This is a genomic window from Vibrio diazotrophicus, from assembly GCF_038452265.1.
Taxonomy (GTDB): Bacteria; Pseudomonadota; Gammaproteobacteria; order Enterobacterales; family Vibrionaceae; genus Vibrio; species Vibrio diazotrophicus.
Map to the genome: position 1 here is coordinate 42,483 of NZ_CP151843.1, position 19,569 is coordinate 62,051.

The 19,569-nt window shown below is 43.3% G+C and carries 15 protein-coding genes and 1 pseudogene; 14 read left to right on the forward strand and 2 right to left on the reverse strand.

The annotated features are described in order from the left end of the window. The first annotated feature begins 13 nt into the window (after positions 1-13). Positions 14-1,552, forward strand: a complete 1,539-nt coding sequence (locus AAGA51_RS15550; RefSeq protein WP_042479814.1) for a DUF3369 domain-containing protein — start codon at positions 14-16, stop codon at positions 1,550-1,552. Here AAGA51_RS15550 and AAGA51_RS15555 read toward each other — a convergent pair. Then, the gene (locus AAGA51_RS15555; protein ID WP_042479817.1) at positions 1,549-3,483 is read right to left on the reverse strand and encodes a PAS domain-containing sensor histidine kinase; all 1,935 of its coding nucleotides are present in this window, start codon (positions 3,481-3,483) and stop codon (positions 1,549-1,551) included. The two genes, AAGA51_RS15550 and AAGA51_RS15555, sit on opposite strands and share 4 nt — an antisense overlap. A 160-nt stretch (positions 3,484-3,643) precedes the next feature. Here AAGA51_RS15555 and AAGA51_RS15560 point away from each other — a divergent pair, with 160 nt between their 5' ends. From AAGA51_RS15560 to vctC, 9 genes and pseudogenes are all read left to right on the forward strand, one after another. After that, a complete protein-coding gene (locus AAGA51_RS15560; RefSeq protein ID WP_042479819.1) occupies positions 3,644-4,624 on the forward strand; it encodes an ABC transporter substrate-binding protein in 981 nt (326 codons plus the stop codon). Positions 4,625-4,750: 126 nt separating this feature from the next. Then, complete coding sequence (locus AAGA51_RS15565) at positions 4,751-5,095, forward strand: HopJ type III effector protein (RefSeq protein WP_042479821.1); 345 nt, start codon at positions 4,751-4,753, stop codon at positions 5,093-5,095. Between the two features lie 247 nt (positions 5,096-5,342). Beyond that, positions 5,343-5,606 carry a hypothetical protein gene (locus tag AAGA51_RS15570; RefSeq protein ID WP_052404536.1) on the forward strand — a complete coding sequence of 88 codons (264 nt, stop codon included), beginning with the start codon at positions 5,343-5,345 and terminating at the stop codon, positions 5,604-5,606. 151 nt (positions 5,607-5,757) lie between these two features. Further along, positions 5,758-7,758: a HAMP domain-containing methyl-accepting chemotaxis protein gene (locus AAGA51_RS15575; protein ID WP_042479823.1), complete on the forward strand. Its 2,001-nt coding sequence runs from the start codon at positions 5,758-5,760 to the stop codon at positions 7,756-7,758. 170 nt (positions 7,759-7,928) lie between these two features. Beyond that, complete coding sequence (locus AAGA51_RS15580) at positions 7,929-8,687, forward strand: class II glutamine amidotransferase (RefSeq protein ID WP_042479825.1); 759 nt, start codon at positions 7,929-7,931, stop codon at positions 8,685-8,687. 200 nt (positions 8,688-8,887) lie between these two features. Beyond that, positions 8,888-9,785: pseudogene (locus AAGA51_RS15585) on the forward strand (siderophore ABC transporter substrate-binding protein). Between the two features lie 90 nt (positions 9,786-9,875). After that, a complete protein-coding gene (vctD, locus tag AAGA51_RS15590) occupies positions 9,876-10,814 on the forward strand; it encodes an iron chelate uptake ABC transporter permease subunit VctD (protein ID WP_102968677.1) in 939 nt (312 codons plus the stop codon). Then, the gene (gene vctG / locus AAGA51_RS15595) at positions 10,804-11,754 is read left to right on the forward strand and encodes an iron chelate uptake ABC transporter permease subunit VctG (protein WP_042479832.1); all 951 of its coding nucleotides are present in this window, start codon (positions 10,804-10,806) and stop codon (positions 11,752-11,754) included. The genes vctD and vctG overlap by 11 nt, the downstream gene beginning before the upstream one ends. 2 nt (positions 11,755-11,756) lie before the next feature. Continuing rightward, a complete protein-coding gene (gene vctC, locus AAGA51_RS15600) occupies positions 11,757-12,515 on the forward strand; it encodes an iron chelate ABC transporter ATP-binding protein VctC (protein ID WP_042479834.1) in 759 nt (252 codons plus the stop codon). Between the two features lie 13 nt (positions 12,516-12,528). Here the strand turns inward: vctC and AAGA51_RS15605 are convergent, their stop codons facing one another. Further along, entirely contained in the window at positions 12,529-13,512 is a 984-nt protein-coding gene (locus AAGA51_RS15605) for a helix-turn-helix domain-containing protein (RefSeq protein ID WP_052404537.1), read from the reverse strand. A gap of 127 nt (positions 13,513-13,639) precedes the next feature. On the opposite strand from AAGA51_RS15605, the gene AAGA51_RS15610 reads away from it, so the two are divergent. From AAGA51_RS15610 to AAGA51_RS15625, 4 genes are all read left to right on the forward strand, one after another. Beyond that, positions 13,640-15,631 carry a TonB-dependent siderophore receptor gene (locus tag AAGA51_RS15610; protein ID WP_042479836.1) on the forward strand — a complete coding sequence of 664 codons (1,992 nt, stop codon included), beginning with the start codon at positions 13,640-13,642 and terminating at the stop codon, positions 15,629-15,631. Between the two features lie 326 nt (positions 15,632-15,957). Continuing rightward, entirely contained in the window at positions 15,958-17,151 is a 1,194-nt protein-coding gene (locus AAGA51_RS15615) for an acetate/propionate family kinase (protein WP_042479838.1), read from the forward strand. Between the two features lie 354 nt (positions 17,152-17,505). Further along, complete coding sequence (locus AAGA51_RS15620) at positions 17,506-18,045, forward strand: hypothetical protein (protein WP_042479840.1); 540 nt, start codon at positions 17,506-17,508, stop codon at positions 18,043-18,045. Positions 18,046-18,191: 146 nt separating this feature from the next. Beyond that, positions 18,192-19,532 carry an FRG domain-containing protein gene (locus tag AAGA51_RS15625; RefSeq protein WP_042479841.1) on the forward strand — a complete coding sequence of 447 codons (1,341 nt, stop codon included), beginning with the start codon at positions 18,192-18,194 and terminating at the stop codon, positions 19,530-19,532. Positions 19,533-19,569 lie beyond the last annotated feature (37 nt).

Genomic DNA, 19,569 nt, shown 5'->3' on the forward strand with positions numbered 1-19,569 from the left:
AATGAGGCTGTAAATGGATTTATTTGCTGACATGCGTGGCAGCTCGGTGTCTGAGATAAAAGAACCCCAACTGGTTGTTAAAACGTGGAAAGTTTTATTGGTGGATGATGACCAAGAAATGCATCAAGTCACCAAGTTGGCACTTAGCGGTTTCTTATTTCAGGATCGCCCACTTGAATTGATTTCAGCTTTATCTGGCGACGAAGCGCGTAAAGTCATGGAAGACCGTGACGATGTGGCTTTAGCTTTGATCGACGTGGTGATGGAAAGTGAACACGCAGGCCTCGAATTAGTTCGTTACATCCGCGAACATCTCAACAATAAAATGACTCGTCTGGTATTAAGGACGGGGCAGGCTGGTCAGGCACCGGAAGATAAAGTCATTCAAGAATATGAGATTGATGACTACAAAGAGAAAACCGAACTGACTACGCAGAAGCTACGTACGCTGCTTTACTCTATGCTCAGATCTTATCGAGACTTGTGTCTGATTGAAGAACAAAAGCAAGGGCTTAGCCGCGTGATTGAAGCATCGGCCAAGGTACAAAACACCACAACCCTTAAAACCTACGCATCCTCTGTTTTGAGTCAAATGACCTCTTTGCTGAAACTTAATGCCTCGGCTTTCTACTGCATTGTCAAACCTCGTAGCGAAGGGGAAGAAGCCCGCCCGTTTACGCTAGCGGCGACAGGTGAGTATGTTGACTGCTATCAGGATTGTGCGTTTGAAGTGTTACCTGAAGATGTCGTTAAACGTTGTCGAAAAGTGCTTGAAACCAAGCAGTCTGAAGATTTCGGTAAAGCTTATATTTGTTATCTTCACGATGAGCGGGGCGCCGATAACCTCCTCTATGTGAACCTGAATGAAGAACTGTCAGAACTGGATAAACAGCTGCTGCAAATTTATATGTACAACATAGGGTTAACCTTCGAAAAAATTAACCTTATGGAAGATCTCAAAGAGACATCTAAAGAGTTGGTATACAACTTGGCAAACGCAGTAGAAGCACGCAGCAAAGAAACAGGAGCACATGTACAAAGGGTCTCTCTGTTCTGTGAAAAACTCGCGCTTTTGTATGGTTTATCCGAGTCAGAAGCTACGCTTATCCGCAGTGCTTCTCCTTTACATGATGTTGGCAAAGTGGCTATTCCTGATAGCATCTTGCATAAGCCCGGAAAACTGAATGCTGAAGAATGGGCTGAAATGCAAAAGCATGTCGAATACGGTGTTGATATTCTGAGTAAATCGAAACGGCCATTGATGGTTGTGGCGAAGGAAATTGCCGCAACTCACCATGAGAAATGGAATGGTGAAGGGTACCCTAACAAGCTTAAAGGCGAAAACATTCCGATTTGTGGCCGCATTACCGCGTTGGCGGATGTGTTTGACGCGCTAGGTGCTAAGCGTGTTTACAAAGAAGCGTGGTCAGATGAAGAGATTAAGCGCGAGTTGCTGGCGCAAAGAGGCCAGCATTTTGAACCTAAACTGGTCGATCTTCTCCTCGATAACTGGGATGCATTCGTAGAAATAAGATCGACCTGGCCAGATTAATCTTTCGCTTCCTGAATCAGGACTTTGGGCATGGTAAAGGTATAGTGCACACCTTGCCCAATGTCAGATTCAAACTGAAGATCGCCCTTAAGCTTCTTCTTCAACAGGTTAAAGACCAAGTTTAACCCCAGTCCCGAGCCGCCCACGCCCCGTTTAGTTGTGAAGAAAGGTTCAAAAATCTTCTGATGCAACTCAGGGGCAACACCACAGCCGTTGTCCCGATACTCCAAAACGATGTTGTCATCCTGTTCGTAGAAATGAATAACAATGCTTGGTTGCGAAACGTCTTTAAAGGCGTGGTTCAGGCTATTCATGATCAGGTTAGTCAGAATCTGAGTCATCACGCCGGGCAGGCTGGTCATCATCAACTGCTCATTACCTTGAATTTGAGGCTCAACCGGTATTTTCCTCGTTTCTGAATGCAGACTGGCAATCAGAGCCTCAATAACCTGATGAATACGGAACTGGCTGCGTTGCTCAGATACTTGATCCACGGCGGTTTGTTTGAAGTCTCGGACTAACTTGGCGGCACGATTCAGATTACTTTCTAATAAGCTACTGCTGTCTGCGAGACGCTGCATTAGTTCGCTAAACTGAGTGCTGGTCAGGGTTTGCGAGGCGAATGCTGAGTTTAATTCATTTTTCACTTCCTGAATCACAGAGGTGGCAGTCACTGCAATCCCTAGCGGTGTGTTTACTTCATGTGCGACGCCTGCGACAAGGCCACCCAAAGCCGCCAGTTTTTCAGACTCGATCAATTGATCTTGTGTGCGTTGAAGGTGTTCCATGCTTTGTTTCAAGTCGCTAGTTCGTTCGTCTACGGTTTTCTCCAAGTTAAAGTTCAGCGTCTGTAACTCTAACTGAGTTGATTTGAGCTGAGTAATGTTGATGGTGGTACCACGATAACCGATAAACTTGTCATTCTCGTAACGAGCTATGCCCTGAAACATCATGTAGATGTCATAGCCGTCAATCTTTAGGTGTTGTTCACACTTGGAAAAATCTTGCTTGGTTTCTAAAGCGCGAAGCAGCTCTGTGACATCAACAAACCAAGGGATTTGAGCGAACGTAGGGCGGGTAAACTCATCAATTTCGAGCATCTCACGCATAGGTTCAGAGATATAAGTCAGATACCCTTCCATATTGGTTTCCCACAACCAGTCTGAAGACACCTGGGTAAAATCAGCAAAGCGTTCTTGCTCGAATTTAATATTGCGATAAAGGGTTGTGACATTACTGGTGATGGCGTTGGTCTCTTCGGCCAGCCAATCCAGCTCATCGTCTTTTTCCATGATCCATTTTTTGTGTTCCAGTGATAGCTTTTCTGCTGGATGACGAGGGTTATATTTACGCAAATAATGGGCAACAGCAAAAATTCGGCGGTTGATGCTTTCATGGAAGACCATAAGTATCACAGCACAGACAAACAAGGTTTTAGCCGCATTCACTAGCAGCGTGATGATGAACTGCTTGATGAGGTCGTTATAAATTTCTTGCGCACTAGATTCGATGTAAATTGTGCCCAGTTGCTGCATTTGACCACTATCAGGATTGATGTGCTTCAAAGGGTAGGTGCTGGTTACCACACTATCGACAACGGGTGTTCCCGCTTCAAATTTGTATTTGCCTGATTCTATTCTCAGGTAATTCAATTTAGGCAGCTCAACTAGGCTATCCAGGCGATGTTGCAGCAGCACCAAATCGTAATCCCATAAGGAAGCGGAAAGGAGTTCGGAGTGGATAACTTCAATCTCATGATGGCGTTGGTCGACATCATTAAATTCGCTTTTGTAGTCAAAGTAGGTTTGTGCCAAAGTCGCAACCAGTGTTACGGCACCGCTGAGCAAAACTAAAATAATGATAATTCTTCGGCCAATACGGCTATAAAACGGGTTGTTGTCACTTTCGATGAATTGCCGGCTCTTATTCATTAAGCATTCCCTTTCTACTTGAAGTCCGATCTACCTAAAGTTGCAGTAGTTTTATTTTGAGTTTTTAACTAAAGGATGATCCCAGTATAGAAGGTCTGACTCTGGTAATTGGCGAAGTTCGTCTAAACTTAAAAAATAATAAGATATGAAGGCGTTAACTATGTTTCGAATTGCACTGTTTATCTGCTTGTTATCGTCACCAGTAATGGCTGCCAACATTTTGGTGATAGAAAGCTATCATGCGGGATTTGGCTGGGATGCTGGATACAGGCAAGGGCTGAATGAAAGCTTAGCTTCCGATCATCAACTGACTTTTTTTGAAATGGATACCAAACGTATTCCAAGTCGGGAATATGAACAGAGAGCGGAGTTGGCTCATCAAGCTTATCTAGAATTGAAACCGGACCTAGTGGTTATCGGTGATGATAATGCATTGAGTTATATGTTGCCGAAGTTGTATCAGGAACCCATTCCTATTGTGTTTTTGGGCATTAACTCAAATCCCAGAGAACTGTTGACCAAGTATTCCGGAAAAGCTGGAGTCACGGGTATTTTGGAGCGTCCTTTTTATACGAAAACCATGGCCGGTGTCGGCGAAGTATTAGACAGCCCTAAGACGAATCCTAAGGTGCTGGTGATGTTTGATTCGGGCAATACTTCAAAAATCGCAGTACGAACCATAGAGAATCAAACGGCGCTGATTAAGCAGAATTTGAGCATTGATACACAGGTACAAACCTTTTCGACAGAAAGCGAGTGGCGCGATGCAGTATTGAACGCTAAACGCAATGAAGTAAGTGCGATTGTAGTTGGGCTATTTCAAACTCTTGTTGATAGTAATGGCGAGAGTGTCCCGTCCGAAGCACTGCTAGATTGGACATCCAAAAACAGCGAAGTGCCTTTATTCGGTTTCTGGGATTTCTCGATAGGTAAAGGCAAAGCAGCGGGTGGTGTGATATTGGATGGTAGATCTCAAGGCATACAAGCGGGCAATATAGCGCGTGAGATCTTAGAGAAAGGTTTAGACGCCAGCACTTTCCCAATTCAAGCCGGTCATCAAGGCATGGAAATTTACAGCGCAGAAGAATTTAAGCGCTGGGGGCTTGCGCCTCCTAATGGGTGGGAAGCGGTAGACTGGTAGTGTTTAAACAGCCGTTATGGATTAAGCGGGTTTGCATCAAGGCAGTTTTTCATTAGACTGCCTTTTTGTTTTTTACTAGACAGAACTTTAACTAGATACCACTTTTAACTGGATAGAACGATACATATGGAAATTGCAGCCCTAATTGAAAAGTTAACCCTACAGCCAGAGCAAGTAGAGTTTCAGGAAGTCATCGCAACCATTGACGAGAATTTTGAATTCACGCCAACCGCATTCGTTAATGGCGAAACAGTCAATGCTGAGAATCAAAATAACGGTTCGTGCAAAATTTTTGCTTTTGCGCAGTTGCAACAGCTGTCAGTGGAACAAACACTGGCGTGCTTTGGTGATTTCTATCGTAAAGATGTACTAGAAAATCCAGATAACGATGACCATCAAAATATCCGTAATTTCATCCGTTTTGGCTGGGCTGGTGTGAAGTTTTCAGGTCAGGCATTGTCAGCGAAATAACCGATACGGACAGTGAAGCTTTAGCAAAAGCAAAGTTTTAAATACGAGTTTGAAACATTAAGAGCAGCGACAAATCGCTGCTCTTTTTGATCGTGCTTTCTTTTTGAATGAACTTGTTATCGATTTTTCTATCGCTCTTTTTAGTCAATCAAACGAGACAAGTAAAATCCGTTTTGCTGCTTGATTTACCGCAAGACTCAACATATTATTTAAATCTAAATGATAATTATTATTAATTGAGGTTTTCATGATGTTCTCTTTTTTGGCGACGTTCTTCTTCATGCTTCTTTTAGGTAAAAAAGTACTTGTGCCTTACCTGTCCATACTGAGTCTTGCGCTGCTTTTGGTGATAATTCACTTTGTGATTGATGTTGATACCATCCCTGTGTTGATCACTCTGTTTGTAGCTGCCCCATTGCTGATTCATTTCCGTTATTCTGCTTTAACCCATCCCGCGTTTGTGGTTTGTGTGCTTGCGCCGTCACTTTTGATGTATTCATTGGGCGCATAGGTTCAGCAACGACGCCATTTTCAGTCAAAATAACGGATATCATACGTAAATTGTACAAACACTACCCAAACGCTCCTCAAGTTTTATTTGTGAATACCGTTAACCTTTAATTAACGTTATAGTCTCAAAAAAGTTGTACAGGAGCTCAAGGATGAAGCTAACGATTTCGGGGAAGTTGCAGTTAAGTTTTTTACTTTTAGCCGTATTATTTACGGTTTCTGCGGTCGTAACCTACCGAAATGTCTCAGTATTAGAGACTCATACCAATTCACTTCTTCAGTCTGATTTGCCAACCGTCGATACCTCGCGAGCGATTCAGCAATCTATTCAGGCAACACTTTCTACTGTTCGCGCCTATATGCTATTGGGCAGTGATGAGCAGACGGGTGAAAACCTCAAGACTAAAATCAATACGATAATTTCTCAGACAGATGAATCGCTGCCAGTATTAGAAACGCTCATTCAACAGCAGGACTACCAGAATGTAGTTGCGCATTGGAATGAAGTGAAAGCCTCGGTAAACAAAATCGTCGAGATGACTCATACACCTGAGAATTTGCCTGCGCATAATCTGTTCACCAGTGAAGCGGCGCCAATTGCTGAAGTTGCATTGGATCAGATTCAAGGGCTGCTCAATGCGGAATCTTCAAACAAAGAGGGTGAAGAGCGCAAGCGTCTGTTTAAAGTCTATGCCGACAGCTATAACTCGCTGGCAAATGCGCTCTCTGCCATGCGTGATTTTCTATTGTACGGCGACCCTGACTATCTGACAAAGTATCAAGATTTTATCAAAGCCCATAAGCAGTCAGTGAGTGAGATAGAAAGCAAGATCGATTTGTTGAACGAAGATGACAAGTCACTATGGGAACTGTTTAAAGAGATGCAGCAGTTGTATTTTCCGCTTGCCGACCAAACCATTGCGCTTCGTCAGTCGCCAGATTGGAACCTAGTTAATCAAGAGATGGCGAATGTTCTGGTGCCTGCCGCTGAACAGTTGGATATCAGTTTGGAAGCGGTGGTCGCGGCTCAGCAAAGCAAAGCAGATAAAAGCGGTGAAGGTATTAATCAATCGGTTCACCAGGTTCTGACGATTCTGGTGGTGGCGCTGATCTTGGTGGTGATTGCATCTCTGGTGGTTTCGACCTACATGGGACGCAGCATTGGCCGCCGTGTGGCGCAAATTTCAAAACGAGCACAGCTGATTGCTTCTGGCGATGTTTCTCAACAACCATTGGAAGTGAAGGGAAGCGATGAGCTGTCAGCATTAACCGTTTCAATCAACAGCATGAATCGCGCTCTATCCGATATCGTCAAAGGTGTGACAGATAAAGCGGGGCAGGTGAATGACAGTATGCAGGCGTTACTCACATCCAGCCAGCAAACGCTTAGCCAAGTGAAAAATCAGGAACAGAGTATCGAGCAAATGGAGACGGAGCTGGAAGATGTCGCTCAGTCAACGCAACATACTCTTGATCAGGCGCAGCGTTCGGTAGAAACCCTGTCGGACAGTCAACACGAGTTAACTTTAGGACGTGAGTCCCTTGAGCAAAACAAAGCGACCATGGCTTCTTTGCACAAAACGATTGAAGTCACCAGCGAGCTAGTCGCGAAGTTGAATCTGGAAAGCCAAGCGATTGGTAAAGTCACCGAAGTGATTGAAGGATTAGCAGAGCAGACCAACTTACTGGCGCTTAACGCAGCGATTGAAGCGGCGAGAGCCGGTGATGCGGGCAGAGGTTTTGCTGTGGTTGCTGATGAGGTTCGTATGTTGGCCTCTCGCACGACTAAGTCAACCACCGAAATCAATAGCATTGTTAATGCAATTCAGAGTGCGACTGGGTCTGTAGTGAAAGAAATTCAACGCAGTCAGGAGATGGCAGAACAAGGTTCAGAACACATTGAAGAAGCGGTGATCAAGCTGGTTAATTCTACCGATCAAATTTCTGCTCTGAATGAACAAATGTTACAGTTAGCGGCTGCGGCTAATCAGCAATCTGAAGCAACCCGTTTGATTACTGAACATATGCAGAACGTGTCGACTTCGATGAAAGATGTGGATTCCATCAGCCAGAATGCGAATAAAACATCGCTGCAAATTCGGGATCGTGTAACCGAATTAAATAGCGAAATGGCTCAATTTAAACTGCACTAATATTGTGGTTTTTATATTCTGCGCTCAAAACTTCTGTAGAGCGCAGAATGCAAACTCAAATCCTCTCACAAGCTATATACAGCAAGCACTTTTGTCCTATATGTGATCATTGCAGCCTTACAAAATTCGTGGTTAATTAGCGTTTTTGTCGTTATAGGATTGCGTGTTTTATGTGCCGTTGGCTCGCGTATCAGGGAAGCCCTATCTATTTAGATGAGCTTATTTTTCACCCTGAACACTCTCTTGTTCATCAAAGTATTGAAGCTCGAAAAACGGTTACCCGAGTCAATGCTGACGGGTTTGGATTAGGCTGGTATACCGAGCGTTCTACACCGGGGCAGTTTCATGAAGTGTTGCCTGCATGGGGCGATGAGAACTTGCGCTCTCTTGCGCATCATATTCGTTCACACCGCTTTATGGCTCATGTGCGTTCGTCTACGGGGAGTCGCGTTTCACGTAGCAACTGTCACCCATTTATCATCGATAATTGGATGTTTTTGCATAACGGACAGATTGGCGAATTTGCCAAAGTGAAATACTCGTTAGAGCACATGTTGCCGGAAGAAATCTATATCAAGCAGCACGGCAGTACCGACAGTGAGTTAATCTTTTTGCTGATGATTATGAATGGCTTGTTTGAACAGCCTGTGGCAGCCATTCGTAAAACTATCTACGACATTGAGCAAACGATGGCTAAAAAAGGGGTAACCGAACCTTTTAAAGCTTCTATTTGTGTCTCAGATGGCGAGCAATTCTGGTTGGTTCGCTATAGCTCGGATCAGCAACCACCAACGGTATTCGTAAAGAAACAAGGCGAAGATATCATTCTAGCGTCAGAGCCTCTGGCAAATGAACCCGGTTGGGAGAGCGTAGCGCCTCAAACCATTACCCATGTTTTGGGTAATTATTGTCAAACCTACCAAATTTAATTCCTAATTTTCAAAGGGTTATGATAAGGCAAGCCTTCATGGAACCCTATCCATAGCTACTTATTTGAAGCTTTTCTAAAGCTCATTTCACGTCCTTTTTGCCTCTGTGATTACAGTTGCCAATCAATCTTTTGAACGTTATAGTTCGGTGTAAATAAAAATGATTATCAATAATCTTCGCAATTAAAAAAGGAACCCGAATGAAAAAGCGTATCAGTTTGGCTACTGTTGGCATTCTCCTATCTATGACGGCACACGCCGAATCAGTAACTGTTGAACACAGCATGGGTAAAACCACGCTGGAGCAGAATCCTCAACGAGTGGTTGGGCGTATTGGATGCCGTAGACACGTTTGGTATTGAGCCGATTGCGATCTCTAAAGTGCCACAAATTCCTAACTACTTGGAAAAATACAAAGCAGAAAAATATGGCGCTGCGGGTTCACTGTTTGAACCGGATTTTGAAAAAATCTACACACTTAAACCAGATCTGATTCTGATTGGCCCTCGTGCAGCAAAGAGTTATGGCGAGCTAACCAAAATAGCACCAACGATTGTGTTTGCCGTGGATGCTAACAAAGGCTACTGGCAAAGCACTCAGGAGCAATGGAAAAACCTAGGTAAAGTGTTCGACATCGAAAACAAAGTAGATGAAAAAATTGACCAACTTGATAAGAAGTTCCAAGCGGTACGTGCCTACAACCAAAACCACAATTTGGATGCGATGACGGTAATGACTAACGGTGGCAACATTACGGCGTTTGGTGTTGATTCGCGTTTTTCTTCTATTTATCAGGATTTTGGCTTTGCTGAGACGGTACCGACCAAAAAGAATAGCAGCCACGGCGACTTGGTTTCATTCGAGTTTATCCGTGAAAATGACCCGAAAGTGTTGCTGGTTATCGACCGTAACAAGCTGACCAATCCAAATGATGATACGGGAAGTAAAGAGTTTTACAACGACCTAATCAAAACGACTCAAGCGTACAAAAACAACAGCATTGCATTTCTTGATTTGAATGCATGGTATCTGTCTATTGCTGGTGTGAAAGCCACGGAGCAGATGATCTCTGATATGGAAAAATCTGTTGGTCTTTAGTCTGACTCAGCGTCATTTTTAAACTATAAGAGAGGCGGCTTCTTTACCTTAATATGGTTATGGGAGCATGCCTCATAGCTGAGGTTAACTTTGAAAAGGTTATTGCTTTCTTTAATGTTGGTTAGCGTTGCATCACTGTTTGTGGGCGTCGGTAACCTCTCTCTCACTTCTCTTCTCAATCATGATCCTATGTCATGGCAGTTACTATGGACGAGCCGCTTACCTCGTTTACTCGCTATTCTATTGGCGGGCGCGGGTCTGAGTATCGCCGGTTTGATCATGCAACAGGTGAGTCAAAACCGTTTTGCTGCGCCTTCCACATCGGGAACTATAGAGTGCGCCATGCTGGGGTATGTGTTGAGCTTGGTCTTTTTTGGCGATGGTTCTCAACTGTGGCTCATTTTCTCTGTGGCTATGTTCGGTACGTTAGTTTTCGTCTGGTTTATCCAGAGCATTCAGTTCAAGAACGCCATTTTTGTTCCCTTAATCGGTATCGTATTTGGCAATGTCGTGGATTCAACTGCCACCTTTGTCGCCTACAAATACGATGCAGTCCAAAATCTCTCTGCATGGAAAGTGGCGAACTTTGCCAACATTCTGCAAGGAGACTTTGAACTGCTTTACATCGCTATTCCGATTGCGGTGTTTAGTTATTTATATGCGGCGCGTATTTCGGCGGTCGGTATGGGCAAAGACTTCGCTGTAAACCTTGGTTTGAACTACAACCAAGTGCTGGTGATCGGGGTTTGTCTGGTGTCGGTGTTGTCTGCCAGTGTTGTCATGATTGTGGGAGAGCTTCCGTTTCTTGGGCTAATTGTGCCGAACGTGGTGAGCCATTTCTATGGCGATAATCTTCGGGCAAACATTCCGCGCACCGCCGCTTTCGGTGCGCTTCTGGTGTTGCTGTGCGATTTAGCTGGCCGAGTGATTATTTTCCCCTATGAAGTCCCGATTTCTATGATCATCAGTATGTTAGGTGGCATCGCGTTTATTCTGCTGATTACAAAAGGTATGCGTCATGCAGGATAGAATTAAATTAGCCTTATTGATTTTAGTGTCGATGGTATTTATTGGATTGTTTATTGGTTTGGGTTTAACCGCTGACAATTACCAGTATTTTCTTTCGCGCCGAGTACCCAAAGTGTTGGCGATAGTGATAGCTGGTATTGCGATTGCTCAGTCCTCGCTAGCATTCCAGACCATTACCCACAACCGCATATTAACGCCAAGCATTATGGGTTTTGATTCCCTCTATTTGCTGACTCAAACCTGCATTGTGGTTGCATTTGGCGGCTTAAGTAGCTTTATTTTGAATGCGTATTTGAATTTTTCATTGTCTGTGTCAGTGATGCTGCTTTTTTCCAGTTTGCTGTTTGCTTTCTATTTCCGTAAAGAGAATCAGAGCCTGATGATGTTGCTGCTATTGGGCGTCATTTTTGGACAGCTTTTTTCTAACATCGCTTCATTTTTCATTATGTTGATGGACCCGAACGATTTTGCCTCTTTGCAAGTCACTATGTTCGCCAGTTTCAACAATGTGAATGTTGATCTGGTGTACTTTGCAACACCGTTACTTCTGCTGGCATCGGTTGCGCTGTTTAGTATGAACCGGACTTTGGATGTGTTTTGGCTCGATAAAGACAACGCCATCAGCCTTGGTGTAGATGTGCGTAAAATGACGCGCAATGTTCTCTTGTTAAGTGCTTTCTTGATTTCGATTTCTACAGCTCTGGTTGGCCCCATCATGTTTTTTGGTTTGCTGGTAACCAACCTGACTCGTGAGTGGTTTAAATCTTATCAGCACCGAGTTCTGCTTCTGGCCTGTTCTGCAATGTCGGTTGCTGCGCTGTTAGCGGGGCAATGGATGGTCGAGAAAGTGTTCCATTTCAGTACCACCTTAAGTGTCATCATTAACTTTATTGGCGGTATCTATTTCCTTTCACTCTTAATTCGTAACAAAGTGGTTTAGCAATGATCAAATTGAAAAATCTGACCAAAATGTTTGGTCAACAAACGGTAGTCAACGCTGCGAGCACTCAATTTGAGAAAGGGAAAGTTACCTCAATTATTGGCCCTAATGGTGCAGGGAAAAGTACGCTGCTATCGATGGCAAGCCGGTTAATCAATCGTGATGCTGGTGAGGTCTGGATAGATAACCGAGAGCTGGTGGATTGGGATACTAAAGCATTGGCTAAAAAGCTTTCTGTATTGCGCCAAGCGAACAGCTTAACCATGCGTTTCACTGTTCGGGAACTGGTTTCGTTTGGACGTTTTCCTTATTCAAAAGGCAAACTGACTCAAGACGACCAGCAAGTGATTGATCAGTCTATTGAGTATCTGGACTTGTCTGATATTGAACACAAATATCTTGATGAACTCAGTGGCGGTCAGCGTCAACTTGCGTTTATTGCCATGGTAATTGCTCAGGATACAGACTATGTCTTCTTGGATGAGCCGCTCAACAACCTCGATATCAAACACTCACTGCAAATCATGTCGACTATTCAGCGTCTCGCGCATGAGTTAGACAAAGCGGTAGTTGTGGTTATCCATGACATTAACTTTGCGTCCTGCTATTCCGACCGGATTATCGCGATGAAAAAAGGTGAGATGGTGGCATCAGGCAGTGTTGAAGAAGTCATCCAAGCGCAGGTGTTGAGTAATATCTACGAAACACCATTTAGGGTGGTAGAAATGGAAGGCAAACTGATGTGCCTGTATCACACTTAACAACGTCACGCTTCTATTCTGTCTTATTTTGCATAAAAGCCTGCGGTGATTCACCAAAGGCTTTCTTAAATGCCGCTGAAAAGTTTGACGGATGATGATAACCCGCCTCATACGCGGCCTCGGTAATGCTGCAATACCCTTTTTCCAAGTGCTTTCGAGCGATATGCAAACGGCGATCACGAGCATAGCTTGCCACTGTCATACCAAGTTGCTGTTTAAACTTGCTTTGTAAGCTTGAAACACTCATCGCCATCTGTTGAGCCAGCTTCTCTAGCCGGATATCTTCTGATAGATGCTGTTCAATGTAATGTATCGCTTTGCCGATGGAATCATTATAGGTGGAGCAGCAAGCAGGGGATTCAGAAGTGGGTTTGTCGGCGAGCTGTTCAATACACATCTGAATCAATGCAAAACTGCTGGCTTCGAGCTGAATATAATCGTTGAGTGTTTTAGGTGCAGACAGGGAAAGTACCTTCTTTGTTGCCTCAAGCATCTCGCCGGTAAAATTTACCATTGCTGCTGCTTTATGGGTGGAGACAAACTGGCTTGCAGGGCATGCCTCTTTAATTCGGTTTGATATCCATCGCGGTGATATGACTAAGTTGAGTTTTACGATGTAACTTCCTTTGACTAAGCGGCGATGGAAGTTACAAGGTTGCGCCAAATTGACGATAAGAGCTTGAGGCTCAGAACTGGCATCTAAGGTGAACTCTAAATCGTCGTAACCAAATTGCAGGTTTCCTTCAATGAGCAAGGTGATGATAGTCGAAGCTTCACTGGTACAAACAACCTGCGAGTCTTGTAACTCATAGCTGGCTCCGCCGTGAAGGGAAAATATGCCTTCACAGGTATGGCTGATAAATTCTCCTCGCGCTAGTGAGAGTGGAGAATTCTTACGCTGTGTCACTATGGTTTGTTGTTCGCTATCTCTAATCTTCTGAGTCAGAACGACTTTCGTTCCGGGTTGGCTTTTTGCAGTTACATTCGTTTCCATCATCAAATCTCATAACTGTTATGCGATTTTGCATAAGCTATTCAGGTTCCTACTTTACGGTATACATATTAACATTATTGATAACGATTATCATTTGTATTTTATGCATAAGTGAAAGGAACTAAAGGATATGTATCCGAATAAGAAGTCAGTGGTATGTTTGGCGATTACTTCTGTGTTGAGTGGAGGAGTATTTGCCCAGCAGGAAGAGACTCAGCAAGAACAGGTTGTTGTCTGGGGAACAAAAGTATCGAGTAACTCGGAATCTCTAACGACCGATGATCTGTCGGTTAAACAAGCGGATCATATGTCCGACTTGTTGCGTGATATTCCCGGTGTCGATGTTGGTGGAACACACTCGGTAAACCAACGTATCAATATTCGTGGTCTAGGTGAAAGTGATCTAGATATCCGTTTAGACGGCGCTTCACAACATGCGAACATGTTCCACCATATTGGCAGCCTGACTTTAAACCCTGATATTCTCAAATCAGCGGACATCCAAGTCGGTAATAACTCAGTGGTCTCTGGTGGGCTAGGTGGTGCTGTTTATTTCGAAACCAAAAACGCCAAAGATCTGCTTCTCTATGACGAGTCATTTGGTGCACGAGTATTTGCAGGTTATGCGTCTAACGCAAACCAGCAGGGGTCTGTGACCGTTTATGGTCAATTAAGCGATAAGGTTGATGCCATGATCTATGGGCAGCAAATATCGCGTGACAACTTTGAAGATGGCAAAGGTGATGAAACCATCGGAGCGGATGGAGATACATACAACGTGCTGGGTAAAATTGGTTTCGAACCTGCGTTGGGGCATCGATTCCAGCTTTCCTATGATGTGTACCGCGACAAAGGTGATTACAGCCCTCGTCCAGATATGGCTGGTAGCGCCAACCTTACATTAACGGGTGATGAGCTCGTACCGACGAAGTACGATCGCGACACTATTACTGGCTCTTATGAACTGGACACCGAACATCACAAAGGAAAAATTACGCTGTATAGCAGCGAAACAGAAATTGATCGTGATGAATCTGTGATTACCAGCCGTTGGGCTACGGTACGTCATTCAAGAAACACCGCAACCAACAGAAATATCGGTGCAAACATAAAGTTCCAATCTGATTACCAAGTCGCAAGCCTAAATAACCAAGTGACCTACGGTGCTGATTATATCGATCAGACCAGTGAGAGTGCCTACGGTGGCTCCAAATTTATGGAAGAGTCGGCAATTTCTACGGCTCTGTTTGCGGAAAATAAACTCTATGTGACAGATGCTTGGTCTGTCGCTGCCGGCTTGCGTTTTGACGATTTTGAGCGCAAAGCGGTGACTTCTGACAATAGCTTTGATGATGTGACTTGGTCTTTAGGAACCGAGTGGGATGTAACCAAAGACTGGACTTTATTTGCCAACGCTCGTTCTTTGTTCAAAGGGCCTGAGTTATTGGAAACCTTTGTGAGATATCAGGATGTGGCGTACTTAGCGGATGATATTAAAGCGGAAACGGGCTTGAATACTCAAGCCGGTGTAAGGTTCGACAAGAAATTGAACGATCACTTCTTGGGCATGAACATTACGTTATTTAAGACGCAAATTGATGACTACATCTCAACAGATTGGGACAACGCTACCAGTACTTATAGCATCCGCAATGCAGGTGATATGGAAATCAAAGGTCTGGAGGTAAGCGCGACATACGCTTACGACATGTTTAGCTCCAAGCTATCTTATGCGCGCTCTGAAGCGAATGATGTCACGAATGGTGGCCCAATGCCTGATTCATATGGTTCAAGCGCTGACATGGGCGATAGCTTTGCTCTTACTTTAGGTTATCAAGCAGATTCGATTGACACTATGTTCGGTTGGACGTCGATTGTTGTTCTTGATGAAGATAACGTGATGGCTGGCGCGGACATCAAACAAGACTACGACGTACACAACATGCACGCACAGTGGATCCCTCATCAAATCCCCGATTTAATCGTAACTGTGGGTATCGAAAACATCTTTGATGAGCTTTACGTCTCTCACGCATCACGTCTGGGAACAGCGCGTGGCGCGACCACGGATGATTATGAACCTGGAAGAAGCTATAAGATTTCGGCGGCTTATCAGTTCTAACGACGTCCTACCACTTAAGTACTAAATGTAACTAATAGCATATCGACTTAAGTGCACTAACAAAACAATAGGCTAGGTAATTCAACCGCTTACAAGTAATTGTAGGCGGTTTTTCCGTTTTGTAGTTGATAGCTGGTGTAAAGCGCAGAATAAATATTTCATAACTCGAAAGAAATGAATTTTTGCTAGAGATCAATAAAAAACGCGAGAGTTGCATTAAAAAATTAAAACAAAGTTGAAAGATTCAAAAATTATTGAATAATGGGTGTAAGCAAACACACGAAGCATTAGCTTCATACTCATTGTCGGATACAGGAAAGAGCCCCATGTCGAACTCGTATGTGTTGGTTATCAACTCTGGTAGCTCCTCACTAAAATTTGCAGTCATTGATTCAAGTAGCGGTGAAGCGTTAGTTACAGGTTTAGGGGAATGCTTTGGCCTTCCTGAAGCAGTTCTTGGTTGGAAATATCAGGGAGAGAAAACTGAAGAGGCGATTACTGCTCCGGACAATCATCACCAACACGCCATTAATCGTATTGTAGGTTTGATGGAAAGCTTGGGATTTACGAAAGACTTGGTTGCAGTAGGTCATCGTATCGTTCATGGAGGTGAGAAATTCACTTCAACGGTTCGCATCGATGATGAAGTACTGACTGAAATTGAAAACTTGTCGGATCTAGCACCGCTCCACAACCCGGCAGGCGCAAAAGGCATTCGTGCTGCAATTCAAGCTTTCCCAAGCCTTCCTCAATTTGCTGTATTCGACACCGCTTTCCACCAAACAATGCCGCAAAAAGCATTCACTGGTGCAATTTCTCATGAACTGTATGAGAAATACGGTATTCGTCGATACGGCTTCCACGGCACTAGCCATTACTTTGTAAGCCGTGAAGCAGCAAAAATGCTGGATAAATCGATTGATGAATCAAACTTCATCACGGTTCACCTTGGTAACGGTGCATCTGTGTGTGCGATTCGTAATGGTAAATCAGTCGATACATCAATGGGCTTCACCCCACTAGCTGGCCTAATGATGGGTACGCGCTCAGGCGACCTTGACCCAGGCATTATCGAGTTCCTATTGAAGAAAGGTTGGACTCAAGAAGAAGTATTCAACACACTGAACAAGAAATCAGGTTTCTTAGGTGTGTCGGGTTTAACTTCTGACGCTCGTGGCATTTTAGAAGCAATGGCGAAGGGCCATGAAGGTGCGAAACTCGCATTTGAAGTGTTCACTTACCGCGTAGCTAAGTACATCGGTTCATACCTGATCCCATTAGACAGCTTAGATGCAATCATCTTCACAGGTGGTATCGGTGAGAACTCACTGGATATTCGTCGCGAGATCTTAAGCAATCTTAAACTACTAGGCTTTGTCGAAGACGAGAAAGGCAATGAAGCGGCTCGTTTTGGTAACGCAGGTATTATCGGTAAATCTGAACAGCTAAATGCGGTAGCGATGGTGGTTCCGACCAACGAAGAATTTGTTATTGCTCAACAGTCGGTTGAATTGCTGTAGTAACAATCAAAACCCTATTGTTAAAAGCGAGCTCAGTGCTCGCTTTTTTTGTTCTTTATGTTGGATAGCCCCTCGCTAAGCAAGCGAAAGGCGATACACCTATTACCAACTTCACTGACTTCTGCAACCCCTAAGTTAGCAGTGTTAGTGTTGACTTGTTTATGCCCCATTGTGTGTCAACCTAAGATGTAGGACATACTTCCTCTGTCATGATTTGACCTATTTTTTCTAATGACTAAATATGTAATTAGTTTTGTATTATAAGTAACCCTATTCGGCATTTTTCTCTGCATTTATATGGAATGTGCCTAGTTAAAAGATACTGTTAGTTTCTTCGAGGAAAGATTCTCCAAAATGAAGCAAGATTTTGAATTTATAAGCGAGTTAGCTAACCAGTTTTTTAGCCAAAAGCACATTCGTGATCGGCTAAAACACATTGAATATAATGAAATTACAGGTTGGGAAATTTGGCTTCAAATCGAATTTTCGGTTTTTATTGATAGTCATTTGGAAGTAGCTGAATGGTGGCGAGAGTATCCATACACAATTGATAAAAGATCGGCTCGTCATAGAAAAAACATGATAATTGATTTCGTGCTTCGTAAAAAGTGCACAGCGCTAGATCAATACATAGCCTTGGAAATCAAACAGAATCAAGTTATGTCTTCCTGTATTCGAGGAATGATGGAAGATGTTTGTAAGGTTTGGTTAGTTCGTAACGCTGAGAATGATTTGCGTAGTATGTGGTGCTTAGGCGTTCATGCTTCAGCTTCTGAGGAGGAAACCTATACGCGCGTTGATAAATATGCCGATGAGTTTGGTGTTGAACTATCTGTGAGCGTTAGAATAACTAGTGAGATTAGGGGTACAGGATTGTCCTATACAATATTTTAAGTACAAAACTAACAAACACTATAAGACGGATTAACAACGCGTGGCATTTTTAACATGCGTTAACTTTAGTGATTTGGGTGGTGTGCGGAAACATCGTATTGCGTTGTTCACCACTTAAGCGAGCTAGGTCGGCAAGGTTGAGTTCTATGACTAATTTTATTAAAAGCGTAGATGAGTTAGAGGCTCATTTTTCAAAGTATAAAAGGGGTTACTTATTTCGCGGACAAGTAAAGCATTTTGTGGATTCTAAAGGGTGCACAAGCATTCCTACATCTTTCAGCAGACATGGCTGTATTCCTGATGTTATGTTCAAGTGGACTCATTATGCTAAAGCTATGATTCGTGGCTTCTCTGGTGTCGACTACTTTGATATAGACTTAGAGTTGTCTCAAGCAATACTGCAACATTATGGCTGGAGATCATTCTACGTAGATTTAACTAAGTCTTCTTCAATAGCATGTTGGTTTGCAACAAATGCATATGAAGAATCTAAGTCTATTCATATGAGTGAAGATATACATGAGAACCCTGTATGGCTGGTTCACAATAATGCCAAATATAGTCAGCATGAAGGGAACGGTCATATCTATATAATCGATTGCTTAGCATTAGAAACCTTAGATATAAAGATTCATGATCTCACTTTAATGCAAGGCGATGAAGGAAGGCTTAGATTTGACGCTCAGCAAGCATGTTTGGTTGGGAACTTGAACGGCCGGTTGCCTCCTCAAGTTATTGCGTCACACATCGAAGTTCCGAGCAGTGTCTTGAAAGACTATTGTGAGAAAAATCTAATACACGATGTCTCGGACGTCTTCCCATCGAGCAATGAAGACTTTGTTTTAAAAACACTTTTAAGTTTACCTTGGGAAAAAATGAATATCGACGGCCCGATACCTACGTTTCGAAGAGGCTTAGTAATCCCAGATTATGAAGATAACTTTATAAAGCACCTTCCTCCAAATGTTACTCTATACGAGAATTTCTGGGTTTCTGACAATAGAAATGATTCGGACAATCCATTTAAGGATCTGATTTTTTATAAACTCCCACAATTCGCCTACTACGCCAATACCAATGAAGAATTTGATTTAGTTCTTGTTAGTGAGGCTCTGAAAAGGCATGGTGACTTTGTTGTTGAGATTGATGGCTTGGTGAAAATAGTGGAGGCGCAAGAGGAATATATTTATGAGAAAGGGATACATGTTTCGGTTGATGATGATGGATATATTTCGGTATCTGGGTTAGTCGTTTCTCATCCAAGTAATATTGTTGCTGGTGTGGGCACTAATGTTGGCTGGATCTATAAAAACAATCATAATGTCTGGAAGCGAGTCGACCACCAAGACGAGTGCCCTTGCAATAATTCACTTAGACATCAGTTGCAATTTTCATTACTTAGAATGCTTAATGAAGCGATAAAGAATGAAGAACTTATTGCCGATAATAACTGTTGTTACAGGCATAAAAGTGTCCCATCGGCTTAACAAACGTTTCACATAGGGACTACCAACTCGCGGTATT

Excerpts from the sequence above, each read along its gene's own strand:
- AAGA51_RS15580 (WP_042479825.1), top strand. The coding sequence starts at position 7,929 with ATGTGCCGTTGGCTCGCGTATCAGGGAAGCCCTATCTATTTAGATGAG.
- AAGA51_RS15565 (WP_042479821.1), top strand. The coding sequence starts at position 4,751 with ATGGAAATTGCAGCCCTAATTGAAAAGTTAACCCTACAGCCAGAGCAA.
- AAGA51_RS15625 (WP_042479841.1), top strand. The coding sequence starts at position 18,192 with ATGACTAATTTTATTAAAAGCGTAGATGAGTTAGAGGCTCATTTTTCA.
- AAGA51_RS15605 (WP_052404537.1), bottom strand. The coding sequence starts at position 13,512 with ATGATGGAAACGAATGTAACTGCAAAAAGCCAACCCGGAACGAAAGTC.
- AAGA51_RS15560 (WP_042479819.1), top strand. The coding sequence starts at position 3,644 with ATGTTTCGAATTGCACTGTTTATCTGCTTGTTATCGTCACCAGTAATG.
- AAGA51_RS15615 (WP_042479838.1), top strand. The coding sequence starts at position 15,958 with ATGTCGAACTCGTATGTGTTGGTTATCAACTCTGGTAGCTCCTCACTA.
- AAGA51_RS15575 (WP_042479823.1), top strand. The coding sequence starts at position 5,758 with ATGAAGCTAACGATTTCGGGGAAGTTGCAGTTAAGTTTTTTACTTTTA.
- AAGA51_RS15570 (WP_052404536.1), top strand. The coding sequence starts at position 5,343 with ATGATGTTCTCTTTTTTGGCGACGTTCTTCTTCATGCTTCTTTTAGGT.
- vctG (WP_042479832.1), top strand. The coding sequence starts at position 10,804 with ATGCAGGATAGAATTAAATTAGCCTTATTGATTTTAGTGTCGATGGTA.
- AAGA51_RS15610 (WP_042479836.1), top strand. The coding sequence starts at position 13,640 with ATGTATCCGAATAAGAAGTCAGTGGTATGTTTGGCGATTACTTCTGTG.
- vctC (WP_042479834.1), top strand. The coding sequence starts at position 11,757 with ATGATCAAATTGAAAAATCTGACCAAAATGTTTGGTCAACAAACGGTA.
- AAGA51_RS15555 (WP_042479817.1), bottom strand. The coding sequence starts at position 3,483 with ATGAATAAGAGCCGGCAATTCATCGAAAGTGACAACAACCCGTTTTAT.
- AAGA51_RS15620 (WP_042479840.1), top strand. The coding sequence starts at position 17,506 with ATGAAGCAAGATTTTGAATTTATAAGCGAGTTAGCTAACCAGTTTTTT.
- AAGA51_RS15550 (WP_042479814.1), top strand. The coding sequence starts at position 14 with ATGGATTTATTTGCTGACATGCGTGGCAGCTCGGTGTCTGAGATAAAA.